General features: G+C 61.8%; 11 protein-coding genes. 3 read left to right on the top strand and 8 right to left on the bottom strand.

The window, feature by feature from the left end; genetic code table 11:
- The first annotated feature begins 175 nt into the window (after window positions 1-175).
- On the top strand, window positions 176-2,806 hold the full coding sequence (locus J4D28_RS07050; protein ID WP_103331311.1) for an MGH1-like glycoside hydrolase domain-containing protein: 2,631 nt from the start codon (window positions 176-178) through the stop codon (window positions 2,804-2,806).
- On the opposite strand, the gene J4D28_RS07055 is transcribed toward J4D28_RS07050, so the two are convergent.
- From J4D28_RS07055 to J4D28_RS07070, 4 genes are all read right to left on the bottom strand, one after another.
- Window positions 2,797-6,288 carry an AAA family ATPase gene (locus tag J4D28_RS07055; RefSeq protein WP_124314070.1) on the bottom strand — a complete coding sequence of 1,164 codons (3,492 nt, stop codon included), beginning with the start codon at window positions 6,286-6,288 and terminating at the stop codon, window positions 2,797-2,799. The genes J4D28_RS07050 and J4D28_RS07055 overlap by 10 nt on opposite strands.
- Window positions 6,289-6,429: 141 nt before the next feature.
- Window positions 6,430-8,148, bottom strand: a complete 1,719-nt coding sequence (locus tag J4D28_RS07060) for a hydrogenase maturation protein (RefSeq protein WP_103331313.1) — start codon at window positions 8,146-8,148, stop codon at window positions 6,430-6,432.
- Between the two features lie 310 nt (window positions 8,149-8,458).
- Window positions 8,459-8,773 carry an SCP2 sterol-binding domain-containing protein gene (locus J4D28_RS07065; RefSeq protein WP_007921837.1) on the bottom strand — a complete coding sequence of 105 codons (315 nt, stop codon included), beginning with the start codon at window positions 8,771-8,773 and terminating at the stop codon, window positions 8,459-8,461.
- A 50-nt stretch (window positions 8,774-8,823) separates the two neighbouring features.
- Entirely contained in the window at window positions 8,824-9,534 is a 711-nt protein-coding gene (locus J4D28_RS07070) for a histidine phosphatase family protein (protein ID WP_009049673.1), read from the bottom strand.
- Window positions 9,535-9,738: 204 nt separating this feature from the next.
- Between J4D28_RS07070 and sohB the strand changes: the two genes are divergently transcribed.
- Window positions 9,739-10,761 carry a protease SohB gene (gene sohB, locus J4D28_RS07075; protein WP_103331314.1) on the top strand — a complete coding sequence of 341 codons (1,023 nt, stop codon included), beginning with the start codon at window positions 9,739-9,741 and terminating at the stop codon, window positions 10,759-10,761.
- 197 nt (window positions 10,762-10,958) lie between these two features.
- On the opposite strand, the gene J4D28_RS07080 is transcribed toward sohB, so the two are convergent.
- Both J4D28_RS07080 and J4D28_RS07085 read right to left on the bottom strand, forming a co-directional pair.
- A complete protein-coding gene (locus J4D28_RS07080) occupies window positions 10,959-11,453 on the bottom strand; it encodes a DUF934 domain-containing protein (RefSeq protein WP_009049671.1) in 495 nt (164 codons plus the stop codon).
- Window positions 11,437-13,095 carry a nitrite/sulfite reductase gene (locus tag J4D28_RS07085; protein WP_009049670.1) on the bottom strand — a complete coding sequence of 553 codons (1,659 nt, stop codon included), beginning with the start codon at window positions 13,093-13,095 and terminating at the stop codon, window positions 11,437-11,439. The genes J4D28_RS07080 and J4D28_RS07085 overlap by 17 nt, the downstream gene beginning before the upstream one ends.
- Window positions 13,096-13,593: 498 nt before the next feature.
- On the opposite strand from J4D28_RS07085, the gene J4D28_RS07090 reads away from it, so the two are divergent.
- Window positions 13,594-14,691: an ABC transporter substrate-binding protein gene (locus J4D28_RS07090; RefSeq protein WP_009049669.1), complete on the top strand. Its 1,098-nt coding sequence runs from the start codon at window positions 13,594-13,596 to the stop codon at window positions 14,689-14,691.
- Window positions 14,692-14,698: 7 nt separating this feature from the next.
- Here the strand turns inward: J4D28_RS07090 and J4D28_RS07095 are convergent, their stop codons facing one another.
- Window positions 14,699-14,917: a DUF2970 domain-containing protein gene (locus J4D28_RS07095; RefSeq protein ID WP_009049668.1), complete on the bottom strand. Its 219-nt coding sequence runs from the start codon at window positions 14,915-14,917 to the stop codon at window positions 14,699-14,701.
- A 188-nt stretch (window positions 14,918-15,105) separates the two neighbouring features.
- Complete coding sequence (gene metH, locus J4D28_RS07100; RefSeq protein WP_009049667.1) at window positions 15,106-18,816, bottom strand: methionine synthase; 3,711 nt, start codon at window positions 18,814-18,816, stop codon at window positions 15,106-15,108.
- Window positions 18,817-18,968: the final 152 nt, after the last annotated feature.

Raw genomic sequence — 18,968 nt, forward strand, 5'->3', positions numbered from 1 at the left:
AGGGTTGCCGAGTATAACGAACGCCTCCCCGGAAATTTAAGCCGAAGGCTCTATCACGGGCCTTGTGCGGCAACGGGTCGCGGTTGGCGCCTCGCACCATGAAACATTTGTCATGGGCCGCCGGCGTCGCCAGCCCCTACACTGGCTTTCACCTCCATGGCTCACGGACACCCCCATGACGGCAGCAGCGGCGGCAAGCATCCTCGAAACGATCGAAGGCCAGCGCCTCAATGGCCCGGCGGGCGAACCCTGGCGCGAGTGGGGGCCGTACCTGAGCGAGCGGCAGTGGGGCACGGTGCGCGAGGACTACAGCGCCGATGGCGATGCCTGGGCCTACTTGCCCCATGACCATGCCCGCAGCCGGGCCTACCGCTGGGGTGAGGACGGGCTGGCGGGGTTCTCCGACAAGGCCCAGCACTGGTGCCTGGGGCTGGCCCTGTGGAACGAGCGCGACAGCATTCTCAAGGAGCGCCTGTTCGGCCTGAACAACGCCGAGGGCAATCATGGCGAAGACGTCAAGGAGCTGTATTTCTACCTCGACGGCGTGCCCAGCCATGCCTATATGCGCATGCTCTACAAATACCCGCAGGCGGCCTTTCCCTATGAAGACCTGCTGCAGGAGAACGCCCGGCGCGGCCTGGACGATACCGAGTACGAGATCCTCGACACCGGGGTGTTCGAGGACGATCGCTACTTCGACGTGACGGTGGAATACGCCAAGCACGCGGTCGACGACATCTTCATGCGGGTCACGGTGCACAACCGCTTCCACCAGCCGGCGCGCCTGCGGGTCTTGCCCCAGGTCTGGGCGCGCAACACCTGGAGCTGGGGCGGTGATTCGCGCAAGCCGAGCCTGCGCCTGGAGGGCGAGCAACTGCTGGCCCGGCATCCGCGCTGTTCGCCGATGCAGGTCACGGCTTGGGGGGCGGAGTGCTGCGAGTGGCTGTTCTGCAACAACGAAACCAACTTCCCGAAGCTTGATGGCCTCGCCACGCCCGGCCCGTTCAAGGACGGGATCAACGACTACCTGCTGGGAGGCGCCAGCACCGCCATTGCCCGCGACGGCGGAACCCGTGCTGCCGCCCACTTCACCCTGGAGCTGGCCGGGCTGGAGAGCAAAAGCCTGTACCTGCGTTTTGCTCCGGCCGGTTCGGCCCAGGTCAGCGCCCGAACCCTGTTCGAACAGCGGCGGGCCGAGGCCGACGAGTTCTACGCCGCGCTGCAACAGGGCATCGCCGATGCCGACGCGCGCAATGTCCAGCGCCAGGCCCTGGCCGGGCTGCTGTGGTCCAAGCAACTCTACGATTTCGACGTCAACCGCTGGCTCGACGGCGACCCCGGCCAGCCCCCGCCACCGGCATCCCACGCCCATGTGCGCAACAGCCATTGGCGGCACCTGGCGAACTTCGACATCGTGGCCATGCCCGACACCTGGGAATACCCCTGGTATGCCTCCTGGGACCTGGGTTTCCAGGCGGTGGCCCTGGCCTTGATCGATCCGGGGTTCGCCAAGCACCAACTGTTGCTGCTGGTCAAGGACCGCTTCATGCACCCCAATGGGCAGTTGCCGGCCTACGAATGGCGCTTCGACGACGCCAACCCGCCGGTGCACGCCTGGGCCAGCTGGCGGGTGTACCAGCGGGAAAAAGCCCTGACCGGCCAGGGCGACCTGGACTTTCTCGAACGGGTCTTCCACAAGCTGTTGCTGAACTTCTCCTGGTGGGTCAACCGCAAGGATGCCGAAGGGCGCAACCTGTTCCAGGGCGGTTTCCTCGGCCTCGACAATATCGGCCTGTTCGACCGCTCGGCGCCCTTGCCGCCGGGCTACACCCTGGACCAGGCCGATGGCACCGCCTGGGTCGCGGCCTACGCCCTGGACCTGATGCGCATCGCCCTGGAACTGGCCAGGCGCAACCCGGTGTACGTGGACATCGCAGTGAAGTTCTTCGAACACTTCCTGTACATCGCCGGGGCCATCAACCGGCTGGACGACGGCGACGCAGGGCTATGGGACGATCAGGACCGGTTCTTCTACGACGTGCTGCATCGTCCCGACGGCGGCAACGAACCGCTGCGCCTGCGCTCCATCGTCGGCCTGATGCCGCTGTTCGCCGTGCAGGTGCTGGAACAGCATGAACACGAATGCCTGCCGGGGCTGCGCGAGCGCTTGCTGGGGTTCATGCACCATCGGCCGGACCTGGCCCGCCTGGTATCGCGCTGGAACGAACCGGGGCAGGGCAATCGCCTGTTGCTCGCGCTGTTGCGCGGCGAGCGCACCAAGGACCTGCTCAAGCGCATGCTCGACGAGGCCGAGTTTCTCTGTGACTTCGGCATTCGCTCACTGTCCAGAAACTTCGCCGAACAACCCTTCGCCCTGCAGGTCGACGGTCACCAACTGTGCGCCCGTTATGCGCCGGCCGATTCCGACTCACGGCTGTACGGCGGCAACTCCAACTGGCGCGGGCCGCTGTGGATGCCGATCAACTACATGCTGATCGAATCGCTGCGCGAGTTTCATCGCTACTACGCCGACAACTTCTCGGTGGAATACCCCAGCGGCTCCGGCTACCTGGCGTCCCTGGAGGAAGTCGCCGACAGCCTGAGCCAGCGCCTGAGCCGCCTGTTCCTGCGCGACGAGGACGGGCGCCGCCCGTCGATGTGCGCCTACGCGCAGTTGCAGGCCGATCCCCGGGACCGGGAGTTGCTGCTGTTCCATGAGTACTTCCACGGCGACACCGGCCGCGGCCTGGGAGCCAGCCACCAGACCGGCTGGACGGCGCTGGTGGCGTTGTTGTTTCAGTGCTGATTTTTACGCTGTAGGGCCGTGCGTCGAATGTTCACTGTGACGTGATCGTCACAGTTGTACATGCAAGCCAAATCTAACAGGCGCAGGGCTTCTTCAGGGTCGTTCCGCTTTTCCAGTTGGTAGGTTGCTTCATCAGCGTAGGTCACGGGGTCGCGAGTACCTGCTCCGATTTTGGTCATGCGCAATTTGGAGGCTTCTGCGCCACGAGCCAGTTTCTCGAGCACCTTGCCACGAATGTTATCGATGTAGTCGCTGGAGCACTGGCGTTTGTCGGCAAGATCCAACAGGCGCAGGGCCTCTTCAGGATTGTTGAGCTTTTCCAGTTGGTAGGTTGCTTCATCAGCGTAGGGCACGGGGTTACGAGTACCAGCTCCGATTTTGGTCATGCGCAGCTCCGAGGCTTCTGCACCACGATCCAGTTTCTCGAGCACCTTGCCACGAATGATCTCGATGTAATCGTTGGAGCACTGGCGTTTGACGGCAAGATCCAACAGGCGCAGGGCTTCTTCAGGGGCGTTCAGCTTTTCCAGTTGGTAGATTGCTTCACCAGCGTAAAGCACGGGGTCGTGAGTACCTACTCCGATTCTGCTCATGCGCAGCTTCGAGGCCTCCGCGCCACGATCCAGTTTCTCAAGCACTGTGCCCCTGATGGTTAAGCTGTAGTCGTTGAAGCACTGGCGTTTGCTGGCAAGGTCCAAGATACGCAGTGCTTCATTGGCATTATTGCATTCCTCCAACTGGTATTTGGCTTCTTCGTTGTAGAACGCGGGGTTCTTACTGCCGTTGTCAATGGCTTGGCGGCGAAGCAGTGTGGCCTCATTCGTGCCTTCTACAAGCTGCTGGCAGCGGTTCTGGATGGACTGAACGTGGTTGTCGATCGCTTCCGGGTAGGCTTTCAGATGTTCTTCAAGTCGCAGCAGGAACTCTTTAGCCCCACTCTTTCCTCGCCCCAAAAGGAGCTTGCCGAGATTGGCCAGATAGGGAGGGAATCGCGGACTGAGCTCTAGTGCCTGTTCGAAGGCTTGCAAGGCTTCATTGCAGGTGTCTCCTAGGGTTTTCTGCAGGCATTCGCCTAGGAAACGTTGAGCCTTGTGTTCGCATGGATGAATGTTGGTCAGCAATTGCAGGACTTCTTGCTGTCGTTCAATCGGTTCACGTGCATTGCGGCGACGGTGGTAGATGGCCCATAGAGCCTCGTTGCTCCAGCCGGTTTCCTTCCCGGCTAGATGATCGATCCATTCCTCGATAGTTCCCAATTCGTTGCAACACAGCAGGTGGTAGAAGCTTTCATTGGCCCGCTGGAAGTTGATCTGCTCTTTCTGACGACCGATTTGGCGCTGCCAGCAATGGGCGATCAGCAGATGCATGTCCGCCACTTCTGCCGGGATATCTCCTGCGTAGTCGGGAGAGAGCTCAGCATCTTTGAGCGCTAGTTTTCTTTGCCGTGTCCAACTGGCGATGAAGCCATGCAGGTAGTGATCTTTGTTGTTGTCGAGAGGAAGCAGGCCGCGTCTTCTCAGGTTCTGCCAGGCATCCTGGATACCCAGGCGGTCCTCCAGATAGTCGGCATGATCCTGTGGAATCGCATTACGGTAGAGCGCTAGGACCTTGAGTAATCTTTGCTCGGCATTGCCGAGTATTTCATCGTGAATAATACTGAGCAGCTTTTCGTCCAGGCGCTCGATGACTTCATGGCGAAGGTTCTGATAGACCGCCAGGGGAGAGCTTTTCTTTTCCGCCGCTATAGTAGCGAGCAACTCGATTGCCAGGGTATGGGCGGTGCCGCCTTGTCCTCCACCCAGCCACTGGTAGAGTGCTCTCAAGTTATTGCCGCTATAAGTCCACTCAGCTTTCTGCGCTTGAGGTGCCCTGGCTGCCAGAAGGGAAGCCAAGCCTGCCCGGTCGAGCCCGGGTATCTCCTGTATCGCGCAGTCGCGACCAAAACTGCCTTCTTCCGGTTTTTCGCTCAGCTCATAGGCCCACTTCCAGTCGGGGAATGCCTGCGACAGGGCTGTCAGGAGTGTGCGAATCTCGGGGTTGCGCCAGCCCGACGATTCGAGCAGCAGGTGGGCACCGTCGATCCAGACGAATGCATTCTGGGCATGGGGATAAAGCCGTTTAAGTTCTTGCGCCTGTTCCTCGACCGTCCCGCTAGGTGGAAGCGGATCTTCCCGTCGGTTGTTCAGCGCATCCAGCAGGCGACGAAAAAGCTCGCCAGCCGTCATCTGGCGGCTTGAGTGAATGTCTACAAAGACTGTTCCTTGAAAGGCTGCTTGTCGGTGCAGCGCCTTGATCAGGGTTGTCTTACCATTGCCACTCAAACCGTACAACGCAATGGATGGCTTTTCCTTGAGCGTGGCGGTAAGGGTGGATATGAGCTTGTCGCGACCAAACAATTCCGGCGGTTTTGGGATTTCGTCGGTCGGTAGATTGTCTGGCACTGATAATGGCGGTGCTTCTACGCTGTCCGGGACCGCGACAGATGAAACCGGGGTTGCGCAGACCGAATGTTCGAAAGGCCAGAGCCCATCTTCTGCCATATCGGCAACCGTCTGGGCTTTCCAGCCATTCTTGTATTCGAACAGATGGGCAACCCCGCGGCCCTGCTGCAGGTCAAGGCTGACCAGATTGAAACCGAACTGGTCATCGGTGTCAGCACCTATGGCACCCGCTTCCAGTTTGATCAGGCGCTGCCCGGGATCGAGCCACGGGTTGTGGCTGTGCCCATGCAGCCAGAACTGGAAGTCGTGAGCCTTGCGTTTTTTGATGATCTCGATTTCGGCCTGATTGAACCAATCCCGGGGATGATGAATCAGGCCAATCTTCAGGTCAGCCCCTTCCAGGGCGCTGTTCATGTGGTTGAACTGCCAATCCGCACCAAGCCACATTTGCCCCTTATCGTCGTTGTCGTAGCAACTCCATGCGGAGTTGAAACCGGCGATTCCAACCTTGATGCCGCTCAAATCGATCTGTCGGGCATAGAGGTGTCGCTCGGGGTCATGCAGATGCGGCAGGTATCCCGCAGTAAAGACTCCATAGTCCTCCATCCGCTTCATGTCCGCCGTGAACTCTGCTGACAGGCTGTCAAAGCGGGAGCTGATTTCCTGTGTGTGCCGCATGGAGGCTTTGGCCATGGCCCGCAGGTGGTGTTGCTGGCCCGCGAGGACTTTCTTGCGGTTCACATCATGATTGCCCGGTACGACGAACAGTCGCTTCCGCTCCAGGCCACAACAGGCAAGCAACTGGTCGAAGAAGTCCTTGGCCGGCCCGTACTGCTCAGTCATTGGACAGTCCGGTGTCTGACCAAAAGCAATATCGCCAGTACAGAAGATCAACTGTGGTTTGGGCAGTTTGCCGTCTTGGAACTTTCGGGTCAGGAACTCCAGTAACTTGCGGCGTGCATGACTGTCTGACCAGGCGGTTTTTTTATGAAAGTGGATATCCGACAGATGGAGCCAATGCAGCGAGTGGTGGTTGGGCATAGTGTTGAGCAATCAGGAAAGAGGCGATGGGGCGCTAGCATAGTCATGTAAGTGGATAGGATCCAATGTGCCAACCTGCAGCGCGAAGTTTTTGAGGCAACGTGGCGCAGGCTGACCATCAAACCCGACGTGGCAGGCCGATCAGGCACTCAAGGTATCCGGCTGCGGCACGGCCCAATCCTCGATCAACCGCTGCGGGGTGCAGCAGGTCTTGCGCTTGTAGACGAAACCGGCGCATTTCTCGGCGAAGCCGTGGCGGTTCTGCACCATGTCCAGGTGCATCTGTTCCAGCTCGGCGTTGCGGCAGTGCTGCATCAGTTGCGGGTCGGCATTGGCCTTGCGCTCGCGCAGGGCCTGGTACTTCGGCTCGGTCAGTACGGCGTTGGCCCGTTGCAGCAGCCACAGGCCGAATTCGTCGGGGCAGCGCGGGCCGACTTCCTGGACCATGCCCATCTGCAGGGCCTGGAAGGCGCTGATCGGCAGGCATTCCTCGGTGAGCTTGTGGGCCATGGCGTGGCCGACGGCGCGGGGCAGGCTGTAGGTCCAGTACTCCGAGCCGTACAGGCCCATGCTCTTGTAGTGCGGGTTGTAGACGGTATTGGCCCGGGCCAGCACCACATCGGCCGCCAGTGCCAGCATCAGGCCGCCGGCCCCGGCATTGCCGGTCAGGCCGCTGACCACCAGTTGGCGGGCGCTGAGCAGCTCCTTGCAGACGTCGTCGATGGCCTGGATGTTGTTCCAGGCCTCCAGCCCCGGCACCGGCGCGGCCTGGATCACGTTGAGGTGCACGCCGTTGCAGAACGCGCCACGCCCGCCCTTGAACAGCAGCACTTTGGTGTCCCGGGCCTTGGCCCATTGCAGCGCGCTGACCAGGCGCTGGCAGTGCTCGGTGCTCATGGCGCCGTTGTAGAACTCGAAGGTCAGCTCGCCGACGTGGCCCGACTCGCGGTAGCGGATCGGCTGGTAGGCCTCGTCGCTGAACGGTTCGCTGGCGACCGACCAGTCCAGATGAGGCACGCCATCCAGTTGGCCGGCCAGCACATGGCGGGCCGGCAGCTTGAAGTGTTCGGTGCCCGGCCGGGCTTTGCGCTTGAGGGAGCCGATCCACAGGCTACGGTCGCCGCAGGCCACCAGCACAGCATCGTCGTGCACCGCCAGCAGTTCGCCGGGGATGCCGCTGCGGCTATCCAGGTGCGCGTCATACAGGTAGTACTGCCCGCCGGCGAGGCTGGCCAGGACTCCGGGCTGGCCGTCGGCGGCGTCGATGCAACGCTTGATGAAGATGGCGCTGTCGTGCCAGCTGAAGCTGCGGTCGTCCTGTTTCATGTTCGGTTGCAGGCGGCCGCGCACTTGCGGCTTGCTGTAGTCCAGGGGTACCGGGACGAAGTCGCTGCCGAATTTTTCCACCACATCGCGGATGCAGTAGATCGCCGCGTCGGCCACCGGCCCGTTGTACAGCTCGGACTTGCGCACCTGCGCCGGCATCTTGAATTCCCAGGTGGACCAGACCGGCCCGGCATCCATTTCTTCCACCGCCTGCAGGGCGGTGACGCCCCAGCGCTCGAGGTTGTTGCTGATGGCCCAGTCCAGGGCGCTGGCGCCGCGGTCGCCGACGATGCCCGGGTGAATGATGATCACCGGACGCGTCGGGTGGCGCCACAGTTGCTCGGGTACCCGGTCCTTGAGGAAGGGACAGATCACCAGGTCGGCGTCGGCCTGTTCGATCTGCCGGCAGACTTCGTCTTCATGGGTGAACAGCACCACGCTGGGGCGATGGCCGGACTGGCGCAGGTCCAGCCAGGCGCGCTGGGTGAGACCGTTGAAGGCGGTGGACAGCAGAATGATCTTCAGCGATTGCATAACGACTCTTCCTTGAAGGTGAAGCGGGGCCGGCCGTTCCGAAAGCCGTCCCTGGCCGATGGAGGCGCCAGAGTAGAGAGGAGCTTTGGGGGGACTGCTGACCGAGATCAATCAAGTGCGTCGTGCGGCGCGGCGAGGCGCCGGATTACATATATTCGTTAGTTAGTTTTGGTAGATTTTTAATTGCTTCCAAATGGATTCAGGCCTGTTGCACATCTTCGATGTGCTGGAGCGGTACTGCTGAAACGACGAATCCCGCCAGAAGGCGGGATTCGTGGGCAAACAAGGGCTTCCCTGGGGAAGCGCTGGCTTAGGCCGGGAACAGTTCGCTGAGCTTCATCGCCAGCATCATGTCGCCTTCGGCGCGCAGCTTGCCGCCCATGAAGGCCTGCATGCCGTCGGTTTCGCCGCTGACGATGCCTTGCAGGGTTTCGCCGTCCATTACCAGCGTGACCTGGGCGTCCGGGTTCTCGCCTTCCTTGAGCTCGCAGGTGCTGTCTTTGACGATCAGCGAGAAGTTCTTGGTGTCATCGATGCGGAAACCGAAAACCAGGTCCAGGCCGGCAGCGGCAGCTGGGTTGAACTTGGCTTTCATGGCTTGTACGGCGTCGGCTACGGAGGTCATGGTTCGATCCTTTTATGGGTTGTTACAGCAAGGGTCACAGTGATCCGGACTCAGCGGAAAGTGATGAGTTCCGGGGCCTTCAGCAACTGCAGGTGGGCATGGCTGTTGAAGGAAGCCAGGGCGACCTCGCGACCGCGAAACTTCAGCAGGTTGAGCGAGGTATTGACGATTTGCCAATTCAGTTCGAAGGCCTGGGCGGCAGGCATCCGGGTAATCAGGTGGAGCAGGGCAGTGATGGTGCCGCCGGAGGTGAACACGGCGATTTTCTGGGTGTTGTCGGCCTGTTCCAGAATCCGCTGCAGGCCGGCCTGCACCCGCTCGACGAATCCCAGCCAGCTTTCCAGCCCCGGTGGATCGTAGGTGCCGGCCAGCCAGCGGTCGATGATCAGGGCGAAGATTCTTTGGAATTCGGCGCGGTTCTGCGCGGCGTTGCGCAGGATGTCCAGGGCGTCGGGCTCCTCGGACAACATGTCGGGCAGCAAGGCGCGGATCACCGCGTCGGCATCGAATTCGTTGAACGCCGAATCGGTTTCCAGGATCGGCGTGGGCAGGCCCGCGGCGCTGAACTGTTGCAGGGTGGAGTTGGCGGTGTGTTGCTGGCGGCGCAGGTCGCCAGCCAGGCAGCGGTCGAAGTTCACCCCCAGTTCGACCAGGTGTTGACCGAGCACTTCGGCCTGGCGCACACCCGTGGTCGAGAGGACGTCGTAGTCGTCCGCACCGAAGGAGGCCTGGCCATGTCGAATCAGATAGATGCTGCCCACGTCCGCGTCATCCCGGTACGTTGAAAGTTTTGCGAGGTTATGAGGATGCCGGTGAGCTGTCAATGAAAAAACATACGCTTGTTTGAAATGCCCGTTAGAGCACGGTAACAGGAGGTTTCGCGACTGGCCGACGCCTGGCTGCGCCGGTATGCTGGAGCCATTCCGCCACGTGTTGGCAGTGATGCACGTCTTTAAGGAGTCCCTGTGGAGTTTCTCTCCGAGTACGCCAGTTTCCTGGCCAAAACCGTCACCCTGGTCATCGCCATCCTGGTGGTGCTGATCACCGCTGCCTCGCTGCGCAGCAAAGGCCGGCGCAAGGGCGCCGGGCAGTTGCATGTGAGCAAGCTCAACGATTTCTACAAAGGCCTGCGCGAGCGTCTGGAGCAGAGCCTGCTCGACAAGGACCAGCTCAAGGCGCTGCGCAAGTCCGAGGCCAAGGCCGAGAAAAAACACAAGAAGCAGCACGAGGAAAAGCCGCGGGTGTTCGTGCTGGATTTCAGCGGCGACATCAAGGCTTCGGCCACCGAGGGGCTGCGCCACGAAATCACCGCGCTGCTGAGCCTGGCCACGCCCAAGGACGAAGTGGTGCTGCGCCTGGAAAGCGCCGGCGGCATGGTGCACAGCTACGGGCTGGCTTCATCGCAACTGGCGCGGATTCGCCAGGCCGGCGTGCCGCTGACGGTGTGCATCGACAAGGTCGCGGCCAGCGGCGGCTACATGATGGCGTGTATCGGCGAGAAGATCATCAGCGCGCCGTTCGCCATCCTCGGCTCGATTGGCGTGGTGGCGCAGCTGCCGAACGTCAACCGCCTGCTGAAAAAGCACGACATCGACTTTGAAGTGCTGACTGCCGGCGAATACAAACGCACCCTGACCGTGTTTGGCGAAAACACCGAAAAGGGTCGGGAGAAGTTCCAGGAAGACCTGGACGTCACCCATCAGTTGTTCAAGAATTTCGTCTCCCGTTACCGGCCGCAGCTGGTCATCGACGAGGTGGCCACCGGTGAAGTCTGGCTGGGTGTCGCGGCGCAGGAGAAAAAACTGGTCGACGAGCTGAAAACCAGCGACGAATACCTGGCCGAGCGCGCCAAGAGCGCCGAGCTGTACCACCTGCATTACGCCGAGCGTAAGAGCCTGCAGGAGCGGGTCGGGCTGGCGGCCAGCGGTTCTATCGACCGTGTGCTGCTGACCTGGTGGAGCCGCCTGACCCAGCAGCGTTTCTGGTAAGGCCGTTGCGGCCTCCTGTAGGAGCGAGCTTGCTCGCGATGGAGGTTGCAGCACCACGTTTCTCTGGAGTTCGTGTTGTCTTGAGGTTTATCGCGAGCAAGCTCGCTCCTACAGGGGCGGGCAGCGCGTTAAAGATGGCAGGCACAAAAAAGCCCTGGACCGGTTTCCCGGTCCAGGGCTTTTTGTTGGCGCGGCGTTTAGCGGCGACGGAACAGCGGCAGCGGTTCGTCGGTGGCGGCCTGGTAGGTCACGGAGAAGTCCTTGAGGCTTTCCAGGGCTTCGTACGGGTCCTTGTCGGCGCGCAGGGCGTAGGCGTCGAACCCGCAGCGGCGCAGGTAGAACAGCTGGTCGCGCAAGATGTCGCCGATTGCCCGCAGCTCGCCCTTGAAGCCGTAACGGTCACGCAGCAGGCGGGCGTTGGAGTAGTTGCGGCCGTCGGTGAAGGCCGGGAAGTTCAGGGCGATGACCTGGAAGTGCTGCACGTCATCGCCGATCTCTTCGGCTTCTTCATCGCTGTCCAGCCACACGCCCAGGCCGCCGTCGCGGGCCTTGAGGGCATGAGCGTGCTCGCGCCACAGGGCCAGCGGCACGATCAGGTCGTCGCAGTTGGAAATGCCGTCGAGGGTCGCGTCCTTGGGCAGCAGGTGCCAGGTTTCGTCGATGACCTCGTTGTTCTTAATTATTCGCTGCATAGACGCGCTCCTTGAAGAGGTCGATGCCGATACGTTGGTAGGTGTCGATGAAGCGCTCGTCCTCGGTACGTTGTTCCACGTACACGTCGATCAGCTTCGAGATCACGTCGGGCATGTCGTCCTGGGCGAAGGACGGGCCGAGGATCTTGCCCAGGCTGGCGTCGCGGCTGGCGCTACCACCCAGGGAAACCTGATAGAACTCTTCACCTTTCTTGTCCACGCCGAGGATGCCGATGTGGCCCACGTGGTGGTGGCCGCAGGCGTTCATGCAGCCGGAAATGTTCAGGTCCAGCTCGCCGATGTCGAACAGGTAGTCCAGGTCGTCGAAACGGCGCTGGATGGATTCGGCGATCGGGATCGACTTGGCGTTGGCCAGGGAGCAGAAATCACCGCCCGGGCAGCAGATAATGTCGGTCAGCAGGCCGATGTTCGGCGTGGCGAAACCTTGCTCGCGCAGCTCGCCCCACAGGGTGAACAGCTGGCTCTGCTCGACGTCGGCGAGAATCACGTTCTGCTCGTGGGAGGTGCGCAGCTGGCCGAAGCTGTAGCGGTCGGCCAGGTCGGCGATGCCGTCCAGCTGCTTGTCGGTGACGTCGCCCGGGGCTACGCCGGTGGGTTTCAGCGACAGGGTCACGGCGACATAACCCGGCTTCTTGTGGGCCAGGGTGTTGCGCGTGCGCCAGCGGGCGAAGCCCGGATATTGTTTGTCGAGCTCGGCCAGTTCGGCGTCCTGGTTGACCAGTGCCTTGTAGTCCGGATCGACGAAGTGCTTGGCCACCCGATGCACTTCGGCTTCGGTCAGGGTGGTCTGGCCGCCGCGCAGGAAGGTCATTTCCGCTTCGACTTTCTCGGCGAACACCTCTGGGGTCAGGGCCTTGACCAGGATCTTGATCCGCGCCTTGTACTTGTTGTCGCGCCGGCCGTAGCGGTTGTAGACCCGCAGGATGGCGTCGAGGTAGCTCAACAGGTCCTGCCACGGCAGGAACTCGTTGATGAAGGCGCCAACCACCGGGGTCCGGCCCAGGCCGCCACCGACCAGGACCCGGAAGCCCAGCTCGCCAGCGGCGTTGTGCACCGGCTCCAGGCCGATGTCGTGGACTTCGATGGCCGCGCGGTCCGAGGTCGAACCGTTGATGGCGATCTTGAACTTGCGCGGCAGGTAGGCGAACTCAGGGTGGAAGGTGGTCCACTGACGGACGATTTCACACCAGGGGCGCGGGTCGATCAGCTCATCGGCGGCGACGCCGGCGAACTGGTCGGTGGTGACGTTGCGCAGGCAGTTGCCGCTGGTCTGGATGGCGTGCATCTGCACGGTCGCCAGCTCAGCCAGGATGTCCGGGATGTCTTCCAGCGCCGGCCAGTTGAACTGCACGTTCTGCCGGGTACTGATGTGGGCGTAGCCCTTGTCGTAGTCGCGAGCGATCCTGGCCATCATCCGTGCTTGGCGCGAAGTCAGCTGGCCATAAGGCACCGCCACCCGCAGCATCGGGGCAAAACGTTGGATATAGAGGCCATTCTGCAGGCGCAGAGGGCGGAATTCTTCTTCGCTCAGCTCGCCTGCCAGATAGCGCCGGGTCTGATCACGGAACTGCTTGACGCGGTCCTCGATGATCCGCTGATCGTACTCGTCGTATACGTACATATAGATCCTGTTCTCAGGCTTATCAGGTGACGCAGAGGCGGATGTCACCCAAGAAATTCTGCGCGCACGGCCGCGCACTCCCAACGGAGCCGGGCGAAGATACCAGTTTGCAGTTATGCGCAAAAGTGATGTTTGAGTATATGCAAAGAACCAAAACGACTAACGGTATCCGGCCGGCTCAAACCCACATTTGTGGTGAGGGCAATCCTCGACTTAACTGTGCTCGAGTCTTTGTGCAGTCACCGATAAAACCGACAAGAGGCGATGCTATGAGCAATCCAACCAAGGCAAGGAAAAGCGACAGCGCTGTCGATGCTTGGGCCATTCTCTTTCTGATCATTCTGGTCGTGGGAACGGCGGTGTTCTGGGTCAGTCATCAATAGTTGCGGTCGAGCGACGAACAGAGTCCGAATTGTCTGTAGGAAATGACGATTTGCCGACATTGGCCAGTATTTTGCCAGTTATACTGCAGGGCAATATTCCGGGACTCTGGTCGCAATGTTCAAGGCGTTTGATAAGTGTCTGCTGCTGGTGCTGCTTGTACTGAGTCCAGCGTTCTGGGCCATGGCCCATGCCACCTCGGTGGTGTTTTTGAACCCGGGCCATTCCACTGAAACCTTCTGGGTCGGTTATTCACAGTTCATGCAGGCCGCGGCCAACGACCTCGGCCTGGATCTGCGCGTGCGTTATTCGCAGCGCGATTCGCAAACCACTATCCGCCAGGCCCGGGAAGCCCTGCAGGGCCCGGACCGGCCGGATTACCTGGTGGTGGTCAACGAGCAATATGTCGCACCGGAGATCCTGCGCTTGTCCCAGGGCAGCGGGGTGAAGCTGTTCGTCGTCAATAACGCGCTGACCAGCGATCAGCAACGCTTGCTGGGCGATCGCCAGAGTCGTTATCCCGACTGGATCGGCAGCATGATCGCCAACGACGAGGAAGCTGGCTACCTGATGCTCAAGGAGCTGATCCGTCGTCACGGTCCGTTAGCCCCAGGGCAGTACATCGACCTGCTGGCGTTCTCGGGAGTGAAGAACACCCCGGTGGCGCAATCCCGTGAGCAGGGTCTGCAACGAGCGCTGGCCGAGCATCCCGAGGTGCGGCTACGGCAGCTGGTGTATGGCGAGTGGAATCGCCAGCGTGCGTTTGAGCAGGCCCAGCAGTTGCTCAAGCGCTATCCGCAGACGCAATTGATCTGGTCGGCCAACGACGAGATGGCCCTGGGGGCGATGGAGGCGCTGGAACAGCAGGGGCGGCGACCGGGCAAGGAGGTGCTGTTCAGTGCCCTGAACAGCTCGCCACAGGCCTTGCAGGCGTTGATCGACGGACGCCTGACGGCGCTGATCGCCGGGCATTTCACCCTGGGGGGCTGGGCGATGGTGGTGCTCAACGATGATGCCCGGGGGCTGAACCCTGCGGCCTATGGTGGCCCGAGCTGGCAGCTGGATGTGTTCCAGCTATTGGACAAGGTCCAGGCGCAGCGCTTGCTGGATCTACAGGGTTCGCAGCAATACGGTGTGGACTTTCGCGGGTTGTCGGCCGAGGGCAAGCCGGCCGGCTACCGTTATCCCTTCTCGCTGAATCTGTTGTTGCACTGACAGGCGTTCAAAGCCCCGCCAGGTGCACGACCAGCTTGACGATACCGAACAGGGTCAAGGCAAACACCGCAGTGAACAGAATGCCCAGGATCACGAAATGGCTGGGCTTGCCGTGGGTAAAGTCGCGCTTGCGGTTCTTGCCGCTCTGTACGCCAAAGGCGGCAGCGGCGACGCTTTGCAGCATCTGCCAAAGGGTCGGCGGCTTGTTGTTGATGGGGTCGTCCATAAATCCCTCGACACAAGTGAGTGTAGGGAAAGCATAGACAATTTTCGCGTAGCTCCTGCCCATACACCCTGTAGGAGCGAGCTTGCTCGCGATCAAAACGTCAAGACAACGCGATTCTTCAGATTCACCGCGTTATCGTTGGCGTTCATCGCGAGCAAGCTCGCTCCTACAGTGGGGGCGCGTAGCTGTTAGTTGTCGTAGCCCAGGTTCGGCGCCAGCCAGCGCTCGGTCACGGCCAGGTCCTGGCCTTTGCGCGCGCTGTAGCTGTTGACCTGGTCCTTGTCGATCTTGCCCACGGCGAAGTACTGCGCCTGCGGATGGGCGAAGTACCAGCCGCTGACCGCCGCCGCCGGGAACATGGCGAAGTGTTCGGTGAGGAAAACGCCGCTGCGCCCGGCCTTGCCTTCGGATGCCTCGGGGTCGAGCAGGGCGAACAGGGTGCTCTTCTCGGTATGGTCCGGGCAGGCCGGATAACCCGGGGCAGGGCGGATACCGCTGTACTGCTCCTTGATCAGCGCCTCGTTGTCCAGCTGTTCGTCCTTGGCGTAGCCCCAGTAGTCTTTGCGCACCTGCTGGTGCAGCCACTCGGCGCAAGCCTCGGCCAGGCGGTCGGCCAGGGCCTTGACCATGATCGAGTTGTAGTCGTCGCCCTTGTCCTGATAGGCCTTGGCCACTTCTTCGGCGCCGATGCCGGCGGTGGTGATGAAGCCACCGACGTAGTCGGTCACGCCGCTGTCCTTGGGCGCGACGAAGTCGGCCAGGGAGAAGTTCGGCTTGCCGTCGGTCTTGATGGTCTGCTGGCGCAGGTGGTGCAGCCTGGCCAAGGGCTGGCCGTCGTCGCCATAGACTTCCAGGTCGTCGTCCTGCACCTGGTTGGCCGGCCAGAAGCCGAACACCGCGCGGGCGCTGATCAGCTTCTCGTCGATCAGCTTGTCGAGCATTTCCCGGGCGTCCTTGTACAGCGCGGTGGCGGCTTCACCCACCACCTCGTCCTGAAGGATGCGCGGGAACTTGCCGGCCAGATCCCAGGAGATGAAGAACGGCGTCCAGTCGATGTATTCGGCCAGGACCCGCAGGTCGATATTGTCCAGCACCTTGGCCCCGGTGAAGGTCGGCACGGTCGGCTGGTAGCTGCTCCAGTCGAACTGCGGCTTCTTGGCCACGGCCGCCGGGTAGCTCAGGCGCTCGGTGCGGGCGCTGCGATTGGCGGTGCGCTCGCGGACTTCCACGTACTCTTCGCGGGTGCGCTCGACGAAACCGGCCTTGAGCTCCTTGGACAGCAGCTGGGTGGCCACGCCCACGGCGCGCGAGGCGTCGGTGACGTAGACCACCGCGTCATTGCTGTACTTGGGCTCGATCTTCACCGCCGTGTGCGCCTTGGAGGTGGTGGCGCCACCGATCATCAGCGGCAGGTGGAAGTCCTGGCGCTGCATTTCCCGGGCGACGTGGACCATCTCGTCGAGCGACGGGGTGATCAGGCCGGACAGGCCAATGATGTCGCACTTCTGTTCCTTGGCCACCTGCAGGATCTTCTCTGCCGGCACCATCACGCCGAGGTCGACGATGTCGTAGCCGTTACAGCCCAGGACCACGCCGACGATGTTCTTGCCGATGTCGTGCACGTCGCCCTTGACCGTGGCCATGAGGATCTTGCCCTTGGCTTGCGGCTTGTCGCCTTTTTCCAGCTCGATAAAGGGAATCAGGTGAGCCACCGCCTGCTTCATCACCCGGGCGGACTTCACCACCTGGGGCAGGAACATTTTGCCGGCGCCGAACAGGTCGCCGACGATGTTCATGCCGGCCATCAGCGGGCCTTCGATGACTTCGATCGGGCGGGCGAAGGACAGCCGCGACTCTTCGGTATCTTCGACAATGTGCGTGGTGATGCCCTTGACCAGGGCGTGTTCCAGGCGCTTGTTGACGTCCCAGTTGCGCCACTCTTCGGTCTCGGCTTCCTTGACGCTGCCATCGCCCTTGTACTTGTCGGCGATGGCGAGGAGGGCATCGGTGCCTTCCGGGGTGCGGTTGAGGATCACGTCCTCCACGGCGTCGCGCAGCTCCTGCGGGATCTGGTCGTAGATCTCCAGCTGGCCGGCGTTGACGATACCCATGGTCAGGCCGTTGCGGATCGCATACAGCAGGAACACCGAGTGGATCGCCTCGCGCACCGGGTTGTTGCCACGGAACGAGAACGACACGTTGGACACCCCACCGGAACTCAGCGCATAGGGCAGCTCGTCGCGGATGTAGGCGCAGGCGTGAATGAAGTCCACCGCGTAGTTGTTGTGTTCCTCGATGCCGGTGGCCACGGCGAAGATGTTCGGGTCGAAGATGATGTCTTCCGGCGGGAAGCCGACGTCGTTGACCAGGATGTCGTAGGAGCGTTTGCAGATTTCCTTCTTGCGCGCCTCGGTGTCGGCCTGGCCGGCTTCGTCGAAGGCCATCACCACCACGGCGGCGCCGTAGCGCTTGCACAGCTTGGCGTGATGAATGAACTGCTCGACGCCTTCCTTCATGCTGATGGAGTTGACGATGCCCTTGCCCTGGATGCACTTGAGGCCGGCTTCGATCACTTCCCACTTGGAGGAGTCGATCATGATCGGCACGCGCGAGATGTCCGGCTCGCCGGCGATCAGGTTGAGGAAGGTCACCATGGCCTTCTTCGAGTCCAGCATGCCTTCGTCCATGTTGATGTCGATCACCTGGGCGCCGGCTTCGACCTGCTGCAGGGCGACTTCCAGGGCTTCGGTGTAGTTCTCTTCACGGATCAGGCGGGCGAACTTGGCGGAACCGGTAATGTTGGTGCGCTCGCCGACGTTGACGAACAACGACTGGCGGTCGATGGTGAACGGCTCCAGGCCCGACAGGCGGCAGGCCTTGGGGATGTCCGGGATCTGCCGCGGCGCATAGCCGGCGACGGCCTTGGCGATGGCCTCGATATGCCCCGGGGTGGTGCCGCAGCAGCCGCCGACGATGTTCAGGAAGCCGCTCTGGGCGAACTCTTCGATGACCTTGGCGGTTTGCGCCGGCAGTTCGTCGTATTCGCCGAATTCGTTGGGCAGGCCGGCGTTGGGGTGCGCGGAGACGTGGGTGCTGGCCTTGTTCGACAGCTCTTCCAGGTAGGGGCGCAGTTCGCTGGCGCCGAGGGCGCAGTTCAGGCCGACGGAGATCGGCTTGGCGTGGGCCACCGAGTTCCAGAAGGCTTCGGTGGTCTGCCCGGACAGGGTGCGGCCCGAGGCGTCGGTGATGGTGCCGGAGATCATGATCGGCAGTTCCAGGCCCAGCTCTTCGAACACACCCTGCACGGCGAAGATCGCCGCCTTGGCGTTGAGGGTGTCGAAGATGGTCTCGATCAGGATCAGGTCGGCGCCGCCCTCGATCAGGCCCTTGGTGGCCTCGGTGTAGTTCTCCACCAGTTCGTCGAAGGTGACGTTGCGGTAGCCGGGGTTGTTGACGTCCGGCGACAGCGAGCAGGTGCGGCTGGTCGGGCCCAGGACGCCGGCGACGAAGCGCGGCTTGTCCGGGGTTTCCAGGGTCTTGGCATCGGCGACCTTGCGTGCCAGGCGCGCGCCTTCGACGTTGAGCTCGTAGACCAGCGCTTCCATGCCGTAGTCGGCCATGGAAATCTGCGTGGCGTTGAAGGTGTTGGTTTCGAGGATGTCGGCACCGGCATCCAGGTAGGCCTTCTCGATGCCGCCGATCACGTCCGGACGGGTCAGCACCAGCAGGTCGTTGTTGCCCTTGACGTCGCTCGGCCAGTCGGCGAAGCGTTTGCCACGGTAGTCCTGCTCCTCGAGCTTGTAGCTCTGGATCATGGTGCCCATGCCGCCGTCGAGAATCAGGATGCGCTCTTTGAGGGCTTGCTGAAGGGCTTGGAGGCGCGTGCTGCGATCGGACATGAAAGACTACCTGGAAGGGCCATTACGAAGGGCGAGGATCATAGCAAACCTGTGCGCTTTTAGAGCATGCGGCGGTTTTGCATGAATATCGCTCATGTTGGTGGCGGTGCTGGCCCGGTAGAATCGCCGGATTTTCTTATGGATTGGACCAG

The sequence above is a fragment of the Pseudomonas sp. GW531-T4 genome (genome assembly GCF_017349615.1).
Taxonomy (GTDB): Bacteria; Pseudomonadota; Gammaproteobacteria; order Pseudomonadales; family Pseudomonadaceae; genus Aquipseudomonas; species Aquipseudomonas chlororaphis_I.

Coding starts and splice junctions, on each gene's coding strand:
- J4D28_RS07055 (WP_124314070.1), bottom strand. CDS start 6,288: ATGCCCAACCACCACTCGCTGCATTGGCTCCATCTGTCGGATATCCAC.
- metH (WP_009049667.1), bottom strand. CDS start 18,816: ATGTCCGATCGCAGCACGCGCCTCCAAGCCCTTCAGCAAGCCCTCAAA.
- J4D28_RS07080 (WP_009049671.1), bottom strand. CDS start 11,453: ATGCAGCGAATAATTAAGAACAACGAGGTCATCGACGAAACCTGGCAC.
- J4D28_RS07060 (WP_103331313.1), bottom strand. CDS start 8,148: ATGCAATCGCTGAAGATCATTCTGCTGTCCACCGCCTTCAACGGTCTC.
- J4D28_RS07090 (WP_009049669.1), top strand. CDS start 13,594: ATGTTCAAGGCGTTTGATAAGTGTCTGCTGCTGGTGCTGCTTGTACTG.
- J4D28_RS07065 (WP_007921837.1), bottom strand. CDS start 8,773: ATGACCTCCGTAGCCGACGCCGTACAAGCCATGAAAGCCAAGTTCAAC.
- J4D28_RS07085 (WP_009049670.1), bottom strand. CDS start 13,095: ATGTACGTATACGACGAGTACGATCAGCGGATCATCGAGGACCGCGTC.
- J4D28_RS07050 (WP_103331311.1), top strand. CDS start 176: ATGACGGCAGCAGCGGCGGCAAGCATCCTCGAAACGATCGAAGGCCAG.
- J4D28_RS07095 (WP_009049668.1), bottom strand. CDS start 14,917: ATGGACGACCCCATCAACAACAAGCCGCCGACCCTTTGGCAGATGCTG.